Genomic DNA, 15,570 nt, shown 5'->3' on the forward strand with positions numbered 1-15,570 from the left:
ACATCATTCAATGGACGATCTCTACACGCTCGAACGCGGCGATGGGCCGCTGCTGCTCTCGATCCCGCACCTCGGCACGATCATCCCCGACGATCTGCGCGACCGGTACACGGATATCGCGCTGACGGTTGCCGACACCGACTGGCACCTCGACCGGCTCTATGCGTTCGCGCAGCAGCTCGGCGCAACGATCCTCGGCGCACGCATGTCGCGCTATGTGATCGATCTCAACCGGCCTTCGTCCGATGAAAGCCTTTATCCAGGGCAGACGACGACCGGCCTGTGCCCCGATCTGACGTTCCGTGGCGAGCCGGTGTACCGCGAAGGCTGCGTACCCGATGCCGCCGAAAAACAACGTCGCGTCGCGAAGTACTGGAAGCCGTATCACGACAGGATCGTCGTCGAGCTTGCGCGCCTTCGCGAGCGGCACGCCAATGTGCTGCTGTGGGAAGCGCATTCGATTGCGAGCGTGTTGCCTCGTCTGTTCGACGGCAAGCTGCCGGACCTGAACATCGGCACGCAGGATGGCCGCACGGCGGCGGCATCGGTGATGAAAGCCGTGACGGATGCGGCCGCGCGGAGCGATTACTCATGGATCGCGAACGGACGTTTCAAAGGCGGCTTCATCACGCGGAACTATGCGGCGCCGCAGGACGGGATTCACGCCGTGCAACTGGAGATGTGCCAGTCCGCCTACATGGACGAAGCACCCCCGTTCGATTACCTGCCGGCAAAAGCCGAAGCGATCCAGCCGACTTTGCGCGATATGGTCGGCGGCGCGCTCGACGCTGTCGTGGCGTTGTCCTGAGGCGTCGGCGGGCCGTTCGGGATAGCGCGCCGACTCCGCCAGCGGAGCCGATCACGGCGGGGCGCGAACTATTCGAGCTCCGCGCCCTCGGCTCGGAATGAGCGTGATGGTCGCGATGACATCGACGATATGGACGCACTTTCGTCAGATAGCCCGGCATGCTGTCTGCGGCGGTGAACGCATCGATTCATGCGACAATCGAGCCCGCAAGAAATACAGGCAATGGGCTCTGGAGATACACGTGACCACGCGAGCGACGAGATTCTGACGACGCTCGAGAGCGAGATCGCATTGCGGGCTGGCGGGGACGCAGCGTGATCGGCGCCTCCGATGCGAGCTGCCGCAGCGCCTCGCGGACCGGCGTGCGCGAGCATGCGAAGCGCTCGGAAAAGCTCGGTTTCCTCCAGCCGCGAACCGGGCGGCAGCCGCCCCGACACGCCGGGGCGAAGCGTGCCGCCATTTCCGGTTACGCTTGTCATTTGTCCGGCCATCGCGGACTCGATAGTCCGACCAGTTTTCCATTAATCGATTAGACGGTATTGCTCATGAGCACAATTCTCGAAAATCTTCCGGTCGGCCAGAAGGTCGGCATCGCGTTCTCCGGCGGTCTCGACACCAGCGCCGCGCTTCACTGGATGAAGAAGAAAGGCGCCGTGCCCTACGCCTACACCGCGAACCTCGGCCAGCCCGACGAGGACGACTACGATTCGATCCCGCGCCGCGCGACCGAATACGGCGCAGCGGGCGCGCGCCTGATCGACTGCCGCGCGCAACTTGTCGCGGAAGGCATTGCCGCGCTGCAAAGCGGCGCGTTCCATGTATCGACGGCGGGCGTCACCTACTTCAACACGACGCCGCTCGGCCGCGCCGTCACGGGCACGATGCTCGTCGCCGCGATGAAGGAAGACGGCGTCAACATCTGGGGCGACGGCAGCACCTACAAGGGCAACGACATCGAGCGTTTCTACCGCTACGGTCTGCTCGTGAATCCGGATCTGAAGATCTACAAGCCGTGGCTCGACCAGCAGTTCATCGACGAACTCGGCGGCCGCGCGGAGATGTCTGAGTTCATGCGCCAGTCGGGCTTCGCCTACAAGATGTCGGCGGAAAAGGCCTATTCGACGGATTCGAACCTGCTCGGCGCGACGCACGAAGCGAAGGACCTCGAAAGCCTGGAAAGCGGCATCCGCATCGTGAATCCGATCATGGGCGTCGCGTTCTGGCGTGACGACGTGAAGGTCGACCGCGAAGAAGTCACGATCCGCTTCGAGGAGGGCCAGCCGGTCGCGCTCAACGGCAAGACGTTCCCGAACGCGGTCGAGCTGCTGCTGGAGGCGAACCGCATCGGCGGGCGTCATGGTCTCGGCATGAGCGATCAGATCGAGAACCGCATCATCGAAGCGAAGAGCCGCGGGATTTACGAGGCGCCCGGGCTCGCGCTGCTGTATATCGCGTACGAGCGGCTCGTGACCGGCATCCATAACGAAGACACCATCGAGCAGTATCGCGAGAACGGGCGTCGTCTGGGCCGCCTGCTGTATCAGGGCCGCTGGTTCGACCCGCAGGCCATCATGCTGCGCGAGACGGCGCAGCGCTGGGTCGCGCGCGCCATCACGGGTGAAGTGACCGTCGAACTGCGTCGCGGGAACGATTACTCGATCATCAGCACGAAGTCGCCGAACCTCACGTATCAGCCGGAGCGCCTGTCGATGGAAAAGGTCGCTTCGACGTTCTCGCCGCGCGACCGCATCGGCCAGCTGACCATGCGCAACCTCGACATCACCGATACGCGCGACAAGCTGCGAATCTACTCCGAGGTCGGTTTGCTGACGCCGGGAGAAGCTTCGGCGCTGCCGCAGTTGAAGAGCGAAGAATAACGTTCAAGGTTTCTTCGCGGTTTCGCTGAAGTACACGAGCGGCCATCGGTCTTCGCACCGGTGGCCGTTTTTTTGTGCCCGCCGAGTTCGTGCCTGCCTCTGCTTCGTATAGACGGGCTCGCACTGTGCCGCAAGTTGCGAGCTTGCGGGCGTCGCGCAGCGATTCAGCGACGCCGGCGTTGGTGAACTGAAGAAAGTAGCAGGATGGTCGCGACGCAAAACCCCGCACCGACATAGAACGTCGCTGCTGCACTCACCCGATCCCATATCGCTCCAGCGAGAATGCTGGACAGCAAGGTAACGCCCCCGCTAAACAGGTTGAAGAAGCCGAACGCCGTGCCGCGCGAGTCAGCCGGCGCAGCGTGTGCAACCATGGTCGCGAGGAGACCCTGTGTCATGCCCATATGCATCCCCCATAGGACGACGCCCGCAAGCACGAAGCCCCAATGCGCACTCTGCGCGAGCATGATGTCAGCGGCGCAAAGCACGAGAAGGCCACCGATCAGCAGACGCGTATGGCTGACTCTATCCGCGAGCTTGCCGAACGGATAGGCACAAATCGCGTACACGACATTCATCGCGACCATGACGAGCGGAACGAGCGCCACTTGCACGCCGCTTCCCATCGCACGGAGAACCAGAAACGCCTCGCTGAAGCGCGCCAGTGAGAACACCGCACCGATGGCGACGACCCACCAATAGCCGCTGCCTAGTTCGACGAGCTTCTGCCAGCGGATCGGATTGGTGGCTTTGGCGCCTTTGGTGCCAGGCGCGTGCTCGGGCTCCTTGATGCCGAATGCGAGCAGTGCGACCGCAAGCACTCCCGGTATGACCGCGATCCAGAATGCGAGGCGATAGTTGTCCGACCAGGCGAGCATGATCCAGACGGCGAGCAGCGGGCCGAGGAATGCACCGACGGTATCGAGAGACTGACGCAAACCGTACGCAGCGCCGCGCAGATGCGGCGGCGTCACGTCAGCCACGAGCGCGTCCCGTGGCGCCCCTCTGATGCCTTTCCCTACTCGATCCATGACGCGCGCGCCCACGACGACGCCGATCGTCGGCGCTACTGCGAACAGAGGCTTGCTCAGTGCCCCGAGCCCATAGCCCGCGACGGCGAGCCATTTGCGATTCCGGAGATAGTCGCTCAGCGCGCCGGAGAACACCTTGACGACAGGCGCCGTTGCCTCCGCGATGCCTTCGATGACGCCAATCGTCGTGGCACTCGCGCCGAGGCTCGCCATCATGAACATTGGCAGAAGGCTATGGATGATCTCCGACGAGACGTCCATGAGCAGGCTGACGCATCCGAGCACCCAGACGCTGCGAGGGATCTGGTGAAGAACGCCTGGTCTTTGTCGGCTTTTTATTCTTGGCATGCAACAGGGGTTCAGCTGGAAGTGACACTCACCCCTTACGTTATACGCAATATCGTGCACGCATACATCGAAGGATGAGGCGCGGCTAATGGCCCGCGTTCGCCGGATCAAAGGGCAGGCCGAGGCACTCATACGAAACGAGATGAGAGGAACCCCAAGCACGGTGTTTCAAGGTGATATCCGCGATTACAGCAGAATCGGGTGCGCGGTTTATCCACATACTTCAAGAAGTCCCGCCGCCCCACGGCGATGCGGCATTACCGGGATGGGCAAAGGCGCGTGACAAGTCGCGCTGCCACGGGGATGATGACATTGGAGAAATAGCAGAGATTCTGCGATGACCGACGATCTGGCGACATGGTTGACGCGGATTGGCCTCGGCGCTCACGCTGCGAAGTTCATTTCGCAAGGAATTGACTGGGATGTGCTTGGGGACCTTTCCGAGTGCGACCTGAAGGAACTCGGCCTCGGGCTCGGTGACCGCAAGCGGTTTGCGATAGGGCTTGCGGGCCTGAGCGAAGCCCACGCGAATGCGCCGAAGCGGGCGAAGGAACGAGCGGACTCAGCTTCGCCGCGCACACGTGAGTCCACCGAGGCCGAGAGGCGGCAAGTCACGGTCATGTTCGTCGATCTCATCGACTCGACATCGCTGGGCGAGCGATTCGATCCAGAGGATATGCGGCGCCTCCTGGGCGTCTATCACCAAGCCTGTGCACGCGCGATCGAAGCTCGCGAAGGCCATATCGCGCTGTATATCGGCGATGGCCTGCTCGTCTATTTCGGCTATCCCCACGCGCACGAAGACGACGCCACGCGCGCAGTACTCGCCGCGCTCGCCGCCGTAGCGGCGCTTCGCGAGGTGAACGATAACGTCGAGGCCGAGTATGGGCTGCGTCTGCGGGTGCGGATCGGAATCGAAACGGGACTTGTCGTCGCTGGCGCGATCGGCGCGGGATCTTCGCTGGATCACCAGGCGATCGTCGGCGAGGCGCCCAACATCGCGGCACGGCTGCAGGCGCTCGCTCCGCCCGATGCAATCGTCGTGGGGCCGAGGGCACAACATCTGATCGAGGGATCGTTCAAGCTCGAAGACCTCGGTTACCGGGACTTGAAAGGGGTCACCGGTCCGGTCCGAGTCCAGCGCGTTCTGGCGCCGGCCGATGCGATCGACCGTTTTGAACTCAGGGCGGCCCGCGGCATGACGCCGCTCATCGGCCGGGCCGCGGAACTCGAACTGATCTTGCAGCGCTGGAAGCAGAGCGTCGAAGGCGAAATGCGCTGCGTGCTTTTGATCGGCGAGCCGGGAATCGGGAAATCCCGCGTGCTGCGCGCGGTCTGCGACAGCATCGGTGAAGAGTCGCACGCGACAGTCTCGCTTCACTGCTCTGCGTATGATCGCGATAGCCCTTTTTGGCCGGTCCTTCGCTGGCTCCAGCGCACGTTTGGCGTCGGTCTGAGCGTGGCGGATGCGTCGGATCGTGAGCGGCTGAAGGCCGGAATCCTGAAACTCGGAGCGGATGTCGACGAGACGCTTCTGGTTCTGGCGAGCCTGATCGGAATTCCGACGGACGCGTCGCATCCGACAGTCGACACTTCTTCTCCGTCCTTCAAACGCCGGACGCTCGACGTTCTTGTCGGCATTCTCGAAACATCGACGCGCGCGCAGCCAGTGCTCCTCGTTGTCGAGGACGCGCACTGGATCGATCCATCATCGCTTGAATTTATCCGGCTCGTGCTCGAACGGCTGATCTCCGCGAGGCTGCTCGTGCTGCTCACGGCGAGGCCCGAATTTGAGGCGGGATGGACTTTTCCGCATCTCGTGCAACTGAATCTCGACCGGCTGTCGCGCCGCGACTGCGCGGCGATGATCGAGCGGCTGACGGGCGGCAAGCGGCTTCCCGATCTCGTTCTCGATCAGATCGTCTCGAAGACGGACGGCGTGCCGCTCTTCGTGGAAGAACTGACCAAGGCCGTTCTCCAGGGCGACCTGTTGCGGGATGCCGGCATCAGTTACGAGTTGAAGGGCACGCCGCAGACGATCGCGATTCCGGACACGCTGCAGGGCTCGCTGCTCTCGCGGCTTGACCGGCTGGAGGCGAGCGTCAAGGAGACCGCCCAGATTGCCGCCACGGTGGGACGGGAGTTCGGCAGGAAGCTGCTGGGTCTGATCGCGTCCAGGTCGGAGATTGAACTGCAGCGAACGCTCGATCGCCTGATTGCCGCCGAAATCATCGTTCCCGCTCCGGGCAAACCCGCTGACGGCGATGCCTACGTGTTCCGGCATGCGTTGATCCAGGAGATTGCTTATCAATCGCTTCTGCTTGCGCGCCGGCGGCATTTCCACGCTCGAATCGCCGCCGCCCTGGAGGAACATTATCCGGACATCGTCGAGCGGCAACCCGAATTGATTGCGCAGAACTTCGCTGCGGCCGACCTGCCGGAACGCGCGATCGGCTATTGGCAGCGTGCCGGCGAACACGCGCTCGCAGGCGCCGCCTACGAGGAGGCCATCGCCCATGTGCGGCGCGGACTCGAACTGGTCGAGCGATGCCACTATAGTGAGCCCGAGCGGGCCGCGCGCCTGCTGCCCATGCTGCTGACGAGAGGCAGGGCGGAACTGCGCCTGGCCCAACGCGAGGCGATCGCGACTTTCCGCGAGGCCGCGCGAATCGCCCGCGACCAGAAATCCACGTCGTATCTCGTGCAGGCAGCGCTGGAATTCGACACCGCGGAGACGTTCCTCGAAGGCTCCGGCGATGCTTCGCTTTCATTGCTCGAGGAGGCGCTCGCCCTCACCGGGACCGAGGAATCGGTCATGCGCTGCCGCCTGTTGAGCCGGCTCGTCCGCACTGTTCATATGACAGGCGCTCGGGAGCAGAGCAGCGAATTTTCCCGGAAGGCCGTTGCCCTCGCGCGACGCCTGAACGATCTGCCGAGTCTCTTCGACGCATTGGCCTGCGAGGTGATGCATGTCGGTGCTCTGCCGCTGTCGGCGGACAGGTTTGCGGAGCGTGAAAGTGTGTTGCTGGAGTTGAGGCAGATCGCGGAAGAACTCGGCGATGCGCACACCATCGGTCACGCGTGCGCCCGATGTCTGGCTGGCTACCTGGAGATCGGCGACGCCGACCGATTCGAGAGCGCGCTGGAACGGTATCGGCAGATTGCCGCAAGCGGGCAGCATTTCGTCGACAAGTGGTGCGTGACGGGGGCACAGGCAATGCGGGCCATACTCGTTGGCGACTTTGCCGAGGCGGAGCACAAGACGCGCGACTCCCTGCGGATGGCGCAGAGCGCCGACGCGAATCTCGCAACGGGCGTCTATGGCATGCAGATGTTCTCGGTTCGCCGCGAGCAGGGCAGACTCGCCGAGGTGGCGCCGATCTTCAAGCGCTTTGTCGACGCGCATTCCGAGGATGCAACATGGCGGCCGGGATTCATGTTGATCTGCAGCGATCTCGGGTTCGAAGCCCAGGCCCGCGACAATCTCGAGCGGCTTGCGGAATCGGAGCACAGCATTCCCGTGGACAGCAAGCGGCTAGTCACCCTGGCGTATCTGGCGGAGGTTGCCGCGCGCCTGCGGGACGTCAAGCATGCCGAACAGATCTACTCCCTTCTTCTGCCATTTCGGGATCAGGCCGTCACGGTTCCTGTCTTTACCCTTTGCTGCGGATCTACGGCAAGGTTTCTCGGGATGCTCGCGCACGCGCTTGGCAACTGGGCAGCGGCCGAACAGCATTTCGAATACGCCCTTCACCTGGACGAACGCTTGCGTGCGTGGCCCTGGCTCGCGCATAGCCGGTACGAATACGCGCTCATGCTGGTGGCGCGCAATCGCGTTGAAGACAGAGCACGAGCGCAAGATCTGCTTTCGATGGCGGCGGCCGAAGCGAGGCGACTCAAGATGTTCGCGCTCATCGAGCGCATCGGAGGAGGGCAGATTTGCGCAAGGACCAGGAACTAGCACAGGCTAACGCGCAAGATGATGTGCGATGTGCTGTCGATACCCGAGGAGGATGTCATGCCACGTTTCATGATCGAACGTAATTTTGCGGAGCAACTCGACGTCACGAACGACAGCGCGGCGACCGTAAAGCGAATCAACGACGAGGAAGGTGTCGAGTGGCTTTTTTCGTTTCTGAGCGCGGACAAGAAAAAGACCTATTGCTTATATGAAGCACCCAGTGTCGATGCCATCCGCGCCGCGGCACGCCGAGCGAATCTTCCAGCCGACGTGATCGTCGAGGTAAGCGATTTGCGACCGGAAATGTTCAGTTGATTCCTCGGCAAGAGCTTTGTCGGGCGCGGCGCTGACCAGCATTACCGTGGCAGCCTGAAGGTCCGGATGAAGAGAACTCGCTTTCGCCTTGCGAAACTCCCATCGCCCTATGCTGTGCTATAACTCAACGTGCCTCTCGCTCCAGATCTATGCGGTTTCCCGAATTCCACGACGGAGAACAACCATGCAAAGACGGAACTTCGTGCTCAAGTCGACCGCCGTCCTGGCGCTGGGCGGCCTCGCGCTCGCCGGCTGCACGACGAACAGAAACACAGGAGCCGAACAGGCTGCGGGCGCCGCTGATCTGCGCCGCTCCATCGATGCCGACGTCGATGGCACCTTGCAGCGTCTCTATTCCACGGTAGGCGGCTCGCGCGAACTGGTCGCTAAAGCGAGCGGCGTACTCGTATTCCCGTCCGTGCTCCAGGCCGGCTTCGTCGTCGGCGCGCAGTATGGCAAAGGCTCACTGCGCGTGGGCGGTCGTACCGTAGGCTATTACAGCACCACTTCGGGCTCGCTCGGCCTGCAGGCGGGCGCGCAATCGAAGGCGCTCATCTTTTTGTTCATGACGCAGGACGCGCTCAGCAAATTCCGCAACTCCGACGGCTGGTCGGCCGGTGCGGACGCGTCCGTGGCACTCGTCAGAATGGGCGCGAACGGCATGGTCGACACGACCACCGCAAGCAAGCCGGTCCAGGTGTTCGTGCTGACCAACGCCGGCCTGATGGCCGACGCCTCGCTTCAGGGCACGAAGATATCGCGGCTGACCGAGTGAGCGCATTGCGCAGGCTGCGGCGGCATGTGGCGTAACCTGTGGTTGCGCCGCATCCGTTGCGCGAAACTCTTCACCGGTTTTGATTTGCCTCGTGAACGGAGCGCTTGCGCTCATCGGTCCTCGACAAAAAAGAGAGCAGCGGACATCGCCGCGATGACCCCCGCCGCGGTGAAGGTGTCTGTGGTGAAGAGAACGCTAACGCCTTCTGGAGAAAGGCGTCCAAATCTTCATTGGGCCAGATAGAAATCCAAGGGGATAAGCTCCACAGCCCATCCGCCTTCTTCGCCAAGTGTGGCAGCCGGGTGCATGGACGCGATGCGCAACGCCTCGTCAGGGCTATCCGCCTCGATAATGAACAGGCCTCCGACGACTTCCTTCGACTCGGTGTAGGGCCCATCGGTGACGCGCGTCTGTCCAGCGCGCGGGCGAAGCGTTCTCCACTTGTCCAGATCGCCAAGCGAGGCGGAAATCAGAACCTTGCCGGTAGCGCGCATCTTCTCGTCCAATGCCGGGCATTGGCTCACCAATTCCTTGATGTCGTCTGGAGCCATCGCGGCGAATTTTTCAGGGGCGAAGTAGGCCAAGCCGAGGTATTTCATCGGAGATCCTTTGGATGGAGTTCAGTGACGACGAATGTGATGATCGGAAATCGACAATGCTCCAGCTAGTTTTTAGCCCGTCTCGCCAGCCTGTCCGCTTTTGGTCCGAAATACGACACCGCACGGAGCACGTGGCGATCATGTACGCGACATCATGGCCACCACGCCCCGCGTGGACTCATTCCTCAATCATGACGATGACGTTTGTGATGCTTGCCGCGATGACCACGGCTGTAGTCGTCCCCATACGAATTCGATCGAGAAACATTGCCGCCCAGCGCGGCACCAGCGCCGCCGCCCAGCGCAGCGCCGATCAGGCCGCCGCCGGGACCGCCCATGGCATTGCCTGCGGCCGTGCCCGCACCGCCGCCCAGCGCGCCGCCGACGATAGCGCCCGTGCGTTCGCGACGATTCGACGTGACCGCACCGCCCGCTCCACCACCCACTGCGCCGCCGAGCACCGCGCCCGTGCTGCCTCCTACGGCGCCGCCCAGCGCGGCCCCGGCTACTCCGCCGAGCGCACCGCCTAGCGCATTATTCATGTCGCCAGCGACGGCTGGGATCGACGTCGCGGCCGTGACCGCTGCAATAGCAATAAGCTGAATGATTCGCTTCGACATTGTTCGGACGTTTTGTTTTAGACGGCGCCGAGTATAACCGCAGGTCAGAAAGGTTTTCGTAACATCATTAATAAACCTCGGTAAGAGCTGTAACAAAAGTGATTCATGAGGTTCCTATCAACGCGTGGTTCAAGCGCAGCGGACCATGCAGCATCGCGCGCTAAACGTATTCTTCATAACATTCACTTAAGGCGTGCGGCGTTACGATCAGAGCCGGACAATGCGAGTGTGCCGAATGAATCGATACTTCACCGACAAGCAAGGAGCCATCCGGCGCGTCATGGCCATCAAGCGCGATGTGATGGAAGCATGCCGCGCGACGGTCGTCGGCATGCGGAAAGATGGCGGGGAGGTCCACGGGCTCGAGCAGGTTTTGCTGCAGTTGCGGATCGGGCGGATCGCGTATTTCACTTGCACCAGTTCGATCACTTGCGACGTCGTCTTCGTCAGCTAGGCGAGGGCGCGCCCGATCTCCGCAACGTCAAAGCGGTATCGCGATGTTTTCCGTTCCCGTCTTGCCTGCAATTCCGCGTTCAGTTAATTACGCGATAAATGCGTACTAACGCGAGGCAAGCATCCCGATCACCAACCCGGCCAACGCCGCCATCGTGATGGCCTTCCACGGATTGTCGTGCACGAAATCGTCGGTCGTGTCCGCGGCGACTCTGTACTTCCTGGTCATGGCGTCCTGCACGTCGGAAAACTTGTTCTTCGCCACTGAACGCAGATCCGCGGACGCCGAGGAATTGCTGCTTGCGTCCCATGAGCGCGACGATTCGCGGAACGTGTGAGTTCCGCCGTTTGCGGATGATTCGTTATCGCCGTTCGATGCAGCGACGCTTTCGCTCGTCGGAAACTCGTAGGCATTGCCGGCTTTTTCGGTCTTGAGCGCGTCGACGGGTTGCAGAGAGCTATCGTTGTCAGCCATGTTTGCCTCCTTGGGCATTGTGAAGTTCGGTATTCTGCGGCTCGCTTGAAGAGAGACATGTTCAGCAACGCAATCGCCGTGCCGCTGACGTTCTGCTAACGCCCCCTGATCGCATAGAGTCGGGTCGGCAGCGCAATCGGGCTTTGCGGATCGAACCAGTTCATGTCCGGGATCCGCGAATCGGTGACGTAGAGCGTGCCGTCCGCGCCTTGCGAGAACGTGTCGGGCCATACAAGTTGCTTATCGCGCAATAGGGTGTAAAAGCGCTCGCCATCGCGCACGCGAATGGCGTGATGTTCCACCGACGACACGTAAAGCCGGCCGCGTTCGTCGAACCAGAGGCCGTCCGCGGGGCCATCGATACCGACCGCTTCCACGCGCGCCGAAACCTGCTGCGCGCTCAATTGCGTGTTCTGAAGCGCATCGGTCGCGATGCGATAGAGCGTCTTGCCCTTTACCGCCTGCCAGTACAGATAACGCCCATCGGGTGTCAGCGCGATGCCGTCCGCCGAGAAGCTCACGCGCCGCCCGTCGGTCTGCTGCAGCGGCTTGCCGTCGACCTTGACGGTCACGCTCTTGTCGGCCTGCGTGCTCGGATCGCCGTCGAGCACGCGCCGCGCCGCGCCGGACGTCGTATCGACCACGACAATCGCGCCGCGCACACCGGAGTCGGTTATGTAGACGAACCGGCCGTCTGGGCTCATGCGGACATCGTTGAGATAGCTGCCTTGCGGCGCGATCGTTTCATCGAATGAATAGACATGTGCGACGCGGTTCGACGCCAGATCGACCTGCACGAGCTTCGGCGCGCCCGGGACGATGAGCGATTGGGCCGGCGCACCCGGGTCGATTACCCAGAGATTGCCGCGCTTGTCCGCGACGACCGACTGCACACAGACCCAATGATCCTGCGGCGTGACTTGATCGCGGCGGGCATTGCGCCAGCTATTCCATTCGACATCGGGATAAGGCCGCAGATCGCCCGCGCTGCCGAGTTCGGCGACCGATATGGGCGCATCTTCCGTCCAGCGCGGAAAGTTCACGAACGTGCGGCCGTCCGGGGTCACGGTGACGCCGGTGACTTGATGCTCGAACGTCGCGATGAGCTGGAGCTTTGTGCCATCGCCGTGCCTCTCGGACCGGCTGGCGGTTTCCTGTGCGATGCCCGCGTGCGCAAAAGCGGCGAGGCTCACGGCGAGGATGGTGCAAACGAGCGGTCTCATGATGGGCTCCGAAGCGGCGATGCAGGGTCTCAGCAATCCCGATGCCGTATGCGTCGAAGCCCGGCACCGTTGCTTGCCCGAAGCGTAATAGCGTTCTTTCAGCTCGGTGCCCACGCCGTGACTGCCTTTTGATTTACACCAGGCGAACGGTCTGCGCGCTGCCTAATATTAAGCAGGTGGCAGTCGCCGAGTCAGTTCGGTCAGGAAGCGCATCATGGAATGGCCTGAAATGCGATACAAGGAACTGGTGCTTGTGCCCGGCCTCGCGGAAGACGACGGCATGTATGCCGTCAAGCTCGTCATTCGCTCGCCCGATGGCATACAGCATACGACCGGCGTCCTTGGCGATTTTCCCTGTCCAATCGAAGCGCTGCGCTTCGCCTTTCAGTACGGTATGGCACGAATCGATCACTGTCCACTTCCATCGCCGGAGTGGACAGTGCAGGAGTGGCACAATCGGCAGCTTGCCGCGTGAACGCATCGAAGAAGCGTGTCAGCGTACCGGCTTGGTTTATTCGATCGCCGAATGTAGTCTCGAATGATTTCGCGAATTTACGGTGCCATCTGGATAACTCAATATCGGATAGTGAGCGGTTCCGGATAGAACTGCGTGATGGGATAACTGCTTTCGGGCGTGAACGCCGAAGGTATCGTCCCGGAGTAGGACGTGCACTCGCTCAAATTCGGGTTTTGCCGAACTGAAGCGGCTACCGCGGGTGTGGAATAGGCATCGGCGGCGACGTACACGATAACATCGGTGCCCTGTCTGACGGCCATCGACGGGCGCGGTCCATCATAATAAACAATGATAGGGGAACCGCTGCAATTCGCACCGGTGTAGGGGACGAATCCCGTATCCGACCATTGGAATTGCGAGGCGGAGTACTGCTGATAATCAGCGGTGTTCTGGCGGCGTACGGGTACGAAAGTCAAGGCGCCGTTAATCGAGAGATACACTCCCGGTTCACTTCGGAACGACTCGATCGGCCCCACGACTTTGCCCTGCGCGTCGAATAATTTGGGGACGCGTCGATCGTCGGGCCGATGCCCGCTGCGCGCCGCATCGTCGCCAAACGACAGGGTCGAACAGAAGAAAAGCAAGGCTACGAACAATCTCGAGTTCATTAGAACCTCCTTGCGCGCTGACTTTGCTTCTGCCCAAGCTATCGTGACCGCCGCCTCCAGCGAACGCAAGCATATTCATCCACGCGGGTCTCTGCGCCGGGCGTCGTCGGCAGCCAGGGCAACTGTTAAAGCATCGTAGGTTGCCAGCGCGGCGGATTCAAGACTGCATCGCCGATGCGATTTCGCGGCTCGCTATGAGGGCATGAAATGAATTAGGCATCCTTCGATAAATGACATAGGGGAATTTGGCATTGCCAGCGACAAGTCCGCCGCCCAGGTGGACGATGAGCGCGTGAAGGTGCGGCCCTTGGAACGCAGCATCGGATAGCGCAGAGCAGGCAACGCAGCTTCACGCGATACGTGTGTCGCAGACGCTTGTCGTGAACGAAAACTCGTTTTCGGGCCATGCGATTCGACTTTTTCCTGCGGCGGGCATCGTCAATGCTTCAAGGCCAGCGCATGAATCACCGGAGACATTCATGAACGGCAAATCGCTTTTGGGCCGGGTTTTCGCATGGCCCGCACGCACCTTCAAACGTTTCGGCGCCGATCGCGGCGCGCCGATGGCCGCGAGTATCGCGTTCTATTCCGCTTTTTCGCTCGCGCCGACGCTCGTCATGGTGATCGCCGTCGCCGGCCTCGTGTTCGGTGCGGAGGCCGCCCGCGGGCAGCTTTTTCACCAGATCAGCGGCATGCTCGGGAAGGACGCGGCAGAAAGCGTGCAGACGATCGTCTCGCATGCGCATCGGAGCGGGGACAGTGGCATCGCGGCCGCGATGTCGTTCGTGCTGCTCGCGGTGGGCGCGTCCGCGACGTTCTCGTCGCTGAACACGGCGCTCTCCATCATCTGGCCGACGCCTAACGAACGGAAGTCGGGCGTCGCGACGCTCGTCAAGGTCAGGCTGATTTCGTTCGGCCTTGTCATGGGCGTCGCGTTCCTGCTGATCGTGTCGCTCGTGATGGACACCGCCGTGCAGGCCGCGGGCAAGTGGGTGTTCGGTGATTCGCCGCTTGTCGTCATCGGCGATATCGTGCAGTTCGTGCTCGGCCTCGCGATTCTTTCGTGCGCATTCGCCGCTTTATTGAAGTATTTGCCTGATGGGCACGTACCTTGGCGCGATGCCCTCGTTGGCGGTGTCATTTCCGCGGTGCTGTTTTCCGTCGGCAAGAAGCTCTTCGCGCTATATCTCACACACGCCGGCACGGCGAGCGCGTTCGGCGCGGCCGGCTCGCTCGCCGTGCTGTTGATGTGGCTGTATTTCGCCGCCGCCGTCATGCTGCTCGGCGCCGAAGCTGCTGCAACGAGAGTGGAAGCGCGTGAAGGCGAGGCAGGGGAAAGCGAAGGAAAGGCATCGAACGGGGAGCGCACGCCTCGCGCTGCGCCGATGAACCTGCCCGCGAACACCCGTGCGCAAGCGGCGCCCGTTGCCGCACATGCGATCGTATCCGCGTCCGCGGTGCACTCCGAGCATCGCGTCGCGCGGACCGGCTTGCCGGTGATCGCAAAGGTGCTCGATGCAGTGAAGGCGAACCCGAGTCGATTCGCAATCGCAGCGGCGGGCGCGAGCCTTTTCGTGTTCACGAAGGGCGCACATCGTCATCACACGGGGAGACGGTCCTGATCCGGCCTTCCGCGCGGCAATGCATGCAGATAGAGAAGCGATAGCGTCTCTATTATCAATTGCAAGGCTGCTCGCGGCATTCGATCCGAGGCGGAGGATGCTTACTCATGGAGCCCAGCGAGAGTCTCGATGTGGCTCTCTATTCGTGCTTTTGCTTCGGCTGCTGCCAGCTCGGGCGTTCTCGCGCACAATGGAAACACGAGACCGTTGCCCTTGAATTCCCGGGCAAAATGCACCCACGACTGGTACCTGAAGATTCCCGATTCATATTGGACGACAGTGACCGTTACGTCGTACGTGCGCTGTAGACCTTGCTGGCGCGTGTATTTCAGATTGAA

15 protein-coding genes are annotated in these 15,570 nt (G+C 61.9%); 8 read left to right on the forward strand and 7 right to left on the reverse strand.

All coding sequences use genetic code 11. The annotated features are described in order from the left end of the window. Window positions 1-10: 10 nt before the first annotated feature. Window positions 11-808, forward strand: a complete 798-nt coding sequence (gene hutG / locus NCS58_RS31745; protein ID WP_061118499.1) for an N-formylglutamate deformylase — start codon at window positions 11-13, stop codon at window positions 806-808. A 187-nt stretch (window positions 809-995) separates the two neighbouring features. On the opposite strand, the gene NCS58_RS34570 is transcribed toward hutG, so the two are convergent. Beyond that, on the reverse strand, window positions 996-1,268 hold the full coding sequence (locus NCS58_RS34570; RefSeq protein ID WP_409241452.1) for a GntR family transcriptional regulator: 273 nt from the start codon (window positions 1,266-1,268) through the stop codon (window positions 996-998). A gap of 85 nt (window positions 1,269-1,353) precedes the next feature. On the opposite strand from NCS58_RS34570, the gene argG reads away from it, so the two are divergent. Further along, window positions 1,354-2,685 carry an argininosuccinate synthase gene (gene argG / locus NCS58_RS31750; protein WP_061118500.1) on the forward strand — a complete coding sequence of 444 codons (1,332 nt, stop codon included), beginning with the start codon at window positions 1,354-1,356 and terminating at the stop codon, window positions 2,683-2,685. A gap of 164 nt (window positions 2,686-2,849) precedes the next feature. Here argG and NCS58_RS31755 read toward each other — a convergent pair whose 3' ends face one another. After that, on the reverse strand, window positions 2,850-4,064 hold the full coding sequence (locus NCS58_RS31755; protein ID WP_250478397.1) for an MFS transporter: 1,215 nt from the start codon (window positions 4,062-4,064) through the stop codon (window positions 2,850-2,852). Between the two features lie 337 nt (window positions 4,065-4,401). Between NCS58_RS31755 and NCS58_RS31760 the strand changes: the two genes are divergently transcribed. The 3 genes from NCS58_RS31760 to NCS58_RS31770 all read left to right on the forward strand — a co-directional run bounded on the left by NCS58_RS31760 (window position 4,402) and on the right by NCS58_RS31770 (window position 9,115). Then, complete coding sequence (locus tag NCS58_RS31760) at window positions 4,402-8,025, forward strand: AAA family ATPase (protein WP_250478386.1); 3,624 nt, start codon at window positions 4,402-4,404, stop codon at window positions 8,023-8,025. An 18-nt stretch (window positions 8,026-8,043) separates the two neighbouring features. Next, window positions 8,044-8,340, forward strand: a complete 297-nt coding sequence (locus NCS58_RS31765; RefSeq protein WP_250478387.1) for a nickel-binding protein — start codon at window positions 8,044-8,046, stop codon at window positions 8,338-8,340. Window positions 8,341-8,524: 184 nt separating this feature from the next. Further along, a complete protein-coding gene (locus NCS58_RS31770; protein ID WP_061118502.1) occupies window positions 8,525-9,115 on the forward strand; it encodes a YSC84-related protein in 591 nt (196 codons plus the stop codon). 227 nt (window positions 9,116-9,342) lie between these two features. Here the strand turns inward: NCS58_RS31770 and NCS58_RS31775 are convergent, their stop codons facing one another. Together NCS58_RS31775 and NCS58_RS31780 are read right to left on the reverse strand one after the other, a co-directional pair. Then, complete coding sequence (locus NCS58_RS31775; protein ID WP_250478388.1) at window positions 9,343-9,714, reverse strand: YciI family protein; 372 nt, start codon at window positions 9,712-9,714, stop codon at window positions 9,343-9,345. 185 nt (window positions 9,715-9,899) lie between these two features. Continuing rightward, window positions 9,900-10,334: a hypothetical protein gene (locus tag NCS58_RS31780; RefSeq protein WP_061118504.1), complete on the reverse strand. Its 435-nt coding sequence runs from the start codon at window positions 10,332-10,334 to the stop codon at window positions 9,900-9,902. A 235-nt stretch (window positions 10,335-10,569) separates the two neighbouring features. Here NCS58_RS31780 and NCS58_RS31785 point away from each other — a divergent pair, with 235 nt between their 5' ends. Next, window positions 10,570-10,788 (forward strand): hypothetical protein, encoded by a 219-nt coding sequence (locus tag NCS58_RS31785; protein WP_250478389.1) that lies wholly within the window; start codon window positions 10,570-10,572, stop codon window positions 10,786-10,788. A gap of 105 nt (window positions 10,789-10,893) precedes the next feature. On the opposite strand, the gene NCS58_RS31790 is transcribed toward NCS58_RS31785, so the two are convergent. Further along, on the reverse strand, window positions 10,894-11,262 hold the full coding sequence (locus NCS58_RS31790; RefSeq protein WP_250478390.1) for a YqjD family protein: 369 nt from the start codon (window positions 11,260-11,262) through the stop codon (window positions 10,894-10,896). 95 nt (window positions 11,263-11,357) lie between these two features. Continuing rightward, a complete protein-coding gene (locus tag NCS58_RS31795) occupies window positions 11,358-12,485 on the reverse strand; it encodes an L-dopachrome tautomerase-related protein (RefSeq protein WP_086961127.1) in 1,128 nt (375 codons plus the stop codon). Between the two features lie 214 nt (window positions 12,486-12,699). Between NCS58_RS31795 and NCS58_RS31800 the strand changes: the two genes are divergently transcribed. Beyond that, window positions 12,700-12,960, forward strand: a complete 261-nt coding sequence (locus NCS58_RS31800) for a hypothetical protein (RefSeq protein WP_250478391.1) — start codon at window positions 12,700-12,702, stop codon at window positions 12,958-12,960. A 98-nt stretch (window positions 12,961-13,058) separates the two neighbouring features. On the opposite strand, the gene NCS58_RS31805 is transcribed toward NCS58_RS31800, so the two are convergent. After that, window positions 13,059-13,610 carry a hypothetical protein gene (locus tag NCS58_RS31805; RefSeq protein WP_250478392.1) on the reverse strand — a complete coding sequence of 184 codons (552 nt, stop codon included), beginning with the start codon at window positions 13,608-13,610 and terminating at the stop codon, window positions 13,059-13,061. Between the two features lie 479 nt (window positions 13,611-14,089). Here NCS58_RS31805 and NCS58_RS31810 point away from each other — a divergent pair, with 479 nt between their 5' ends. Then, the gene (locus NCS58_RS31810; RefSeq protein ID WP_250478393.1) at window positions 14,090-15,232 is read left to right on the forward strand and encodes a YihY/virulence factor BrkB family protein; all 1,143 of its coding nucleotides are present in this window, start codon (window positions 14,090-14,092) and stop codon (window positions 15,230-15,232) included. Window positions 15,233-15,570 lie beyond the last annotated feature (338 nt).

This window comes from Caballeronia sp. INML3B, assembly GCF_023631305.1.
GTDB lineage: Bacteria > Pseudomonadota > Gammaproteobacteria > Burkholderiales > Burkholderiaceae > Caballeronia > Caballeronia turbans.

What these genes read in the sequence shown, in the direction of transcription:
- hutG (WP_061118499.1), top strand. Translation starts at nt 11, where the DNA reads ATGGACGATCTCTACACGCTCGAACGCGGCGATGGGCCGCTGCTGCTC.
- NCS58_RS34570 (WP_409241452.1), bottom strand. Translation starts at nt 1,268, where the DNA reads ATGGCGGCACGCTTCGCCCCGGCGTGTCGGGGCGGCTGCCGCCCGGTT.
- argG (WP_061118500.1), top strand. Translation starts at nt 1,354, where the DNA reads ATGAGCACAATTCTCGAAAATCTTCCGGTCGGCCAGAAGGTCGGCATC.
- NCS58_RS31755 (WP_250478397.1), bottom strand. Translation starts at nt 4,064, where the DNA reads ATGCCAAGAATAAAAAGCCGACAAAGACCAGGCGTTCTTCACCAGATC.
- NCS58_RS31760 (WP_250478386.1), top strand. Translation starts at nt 4,402, where the DNA reads ATGACCGACGATCTGGCGACATGGTTGACGCGGATTGGCCTCGGCGCT.
- NCS58_RS31765 (WP_250478387.1), top strand. Translation starts at nt 8,044, where the DNA reads ATGATGTGCGATGTGCTGTCGATACCCGAGGAGGATGTCATGCCACGT.
- NCS58_RS31770 (WP_061118502.1), top strand. Translation starts at nt 8,525, where the DNA reads ATGCAAAGACGGAACTTCGTGCTCAAGTCGACCGCCGTCCTGGCGCTG.
- NCS58_RS31775 (WP_250478388.1), bottom strand. Translation starts at nt 9,714, where the DNA reads ATGAAATACCTCGGCTTGGCCTACTTCGCCCCTGAAAAATTCGCCGCG.
- NCS58_RS31780 (WP_061118504.1), bottom strand. Translation starts at nt 10,334, where the DNA reads ATGTCGAAGCGAATCATTCAGCTTATTGCTATTGCAGCGGTCACGGCC.
- NCS58_RS31785 (WP_250478389.1), top strand. Translation starts at nt 10,570, where the DNA reads ATGAATCGATACTTCACCGACAAGCAAGGAGCCATCCGGCGCGTCATG.
- NCS58_RS31790 (WP_250478390.1), bottom strand. Translation starts at nt 11,262, where the DNA reads ATGGCTGACAACGATAGCTCTCTGCAACCCGTCGACGCGCTCAAGACC.
- NCS58_RS31795 (WP_086961127.1), bottom strand. Translation starts at nt 12,485, where the DNA reads ATGAGACCGCTCGTTTGCACCATCCTCGCCGTGAGCCTCGCCGCTTTT.
- NCS58_RS31800 (WP_250478391.1), top strand. Translation starts at nt 12,700, where the DNA reads ATGGAATGGCCTGAAATGCGATACAAGGAACTGGTGCTTGTGCCCGGC.
- NCS58_RS31805 (WP_250478392.1), bottom strand. Translation starts at nt 13,610, where the DNA reads ATGAACTCGAGATTGTTCGTAGCCTTGCTTTTCTTCTGTTCGACCCTG.
- NCS58_RS31810 (WP_250478393.1), top strand. Translation starts at nt 14,090, where the DNA reads ATGAACGGCAAATCGCTTTTGGGCCGGGTTTTCGCATGGCCCGCACGC.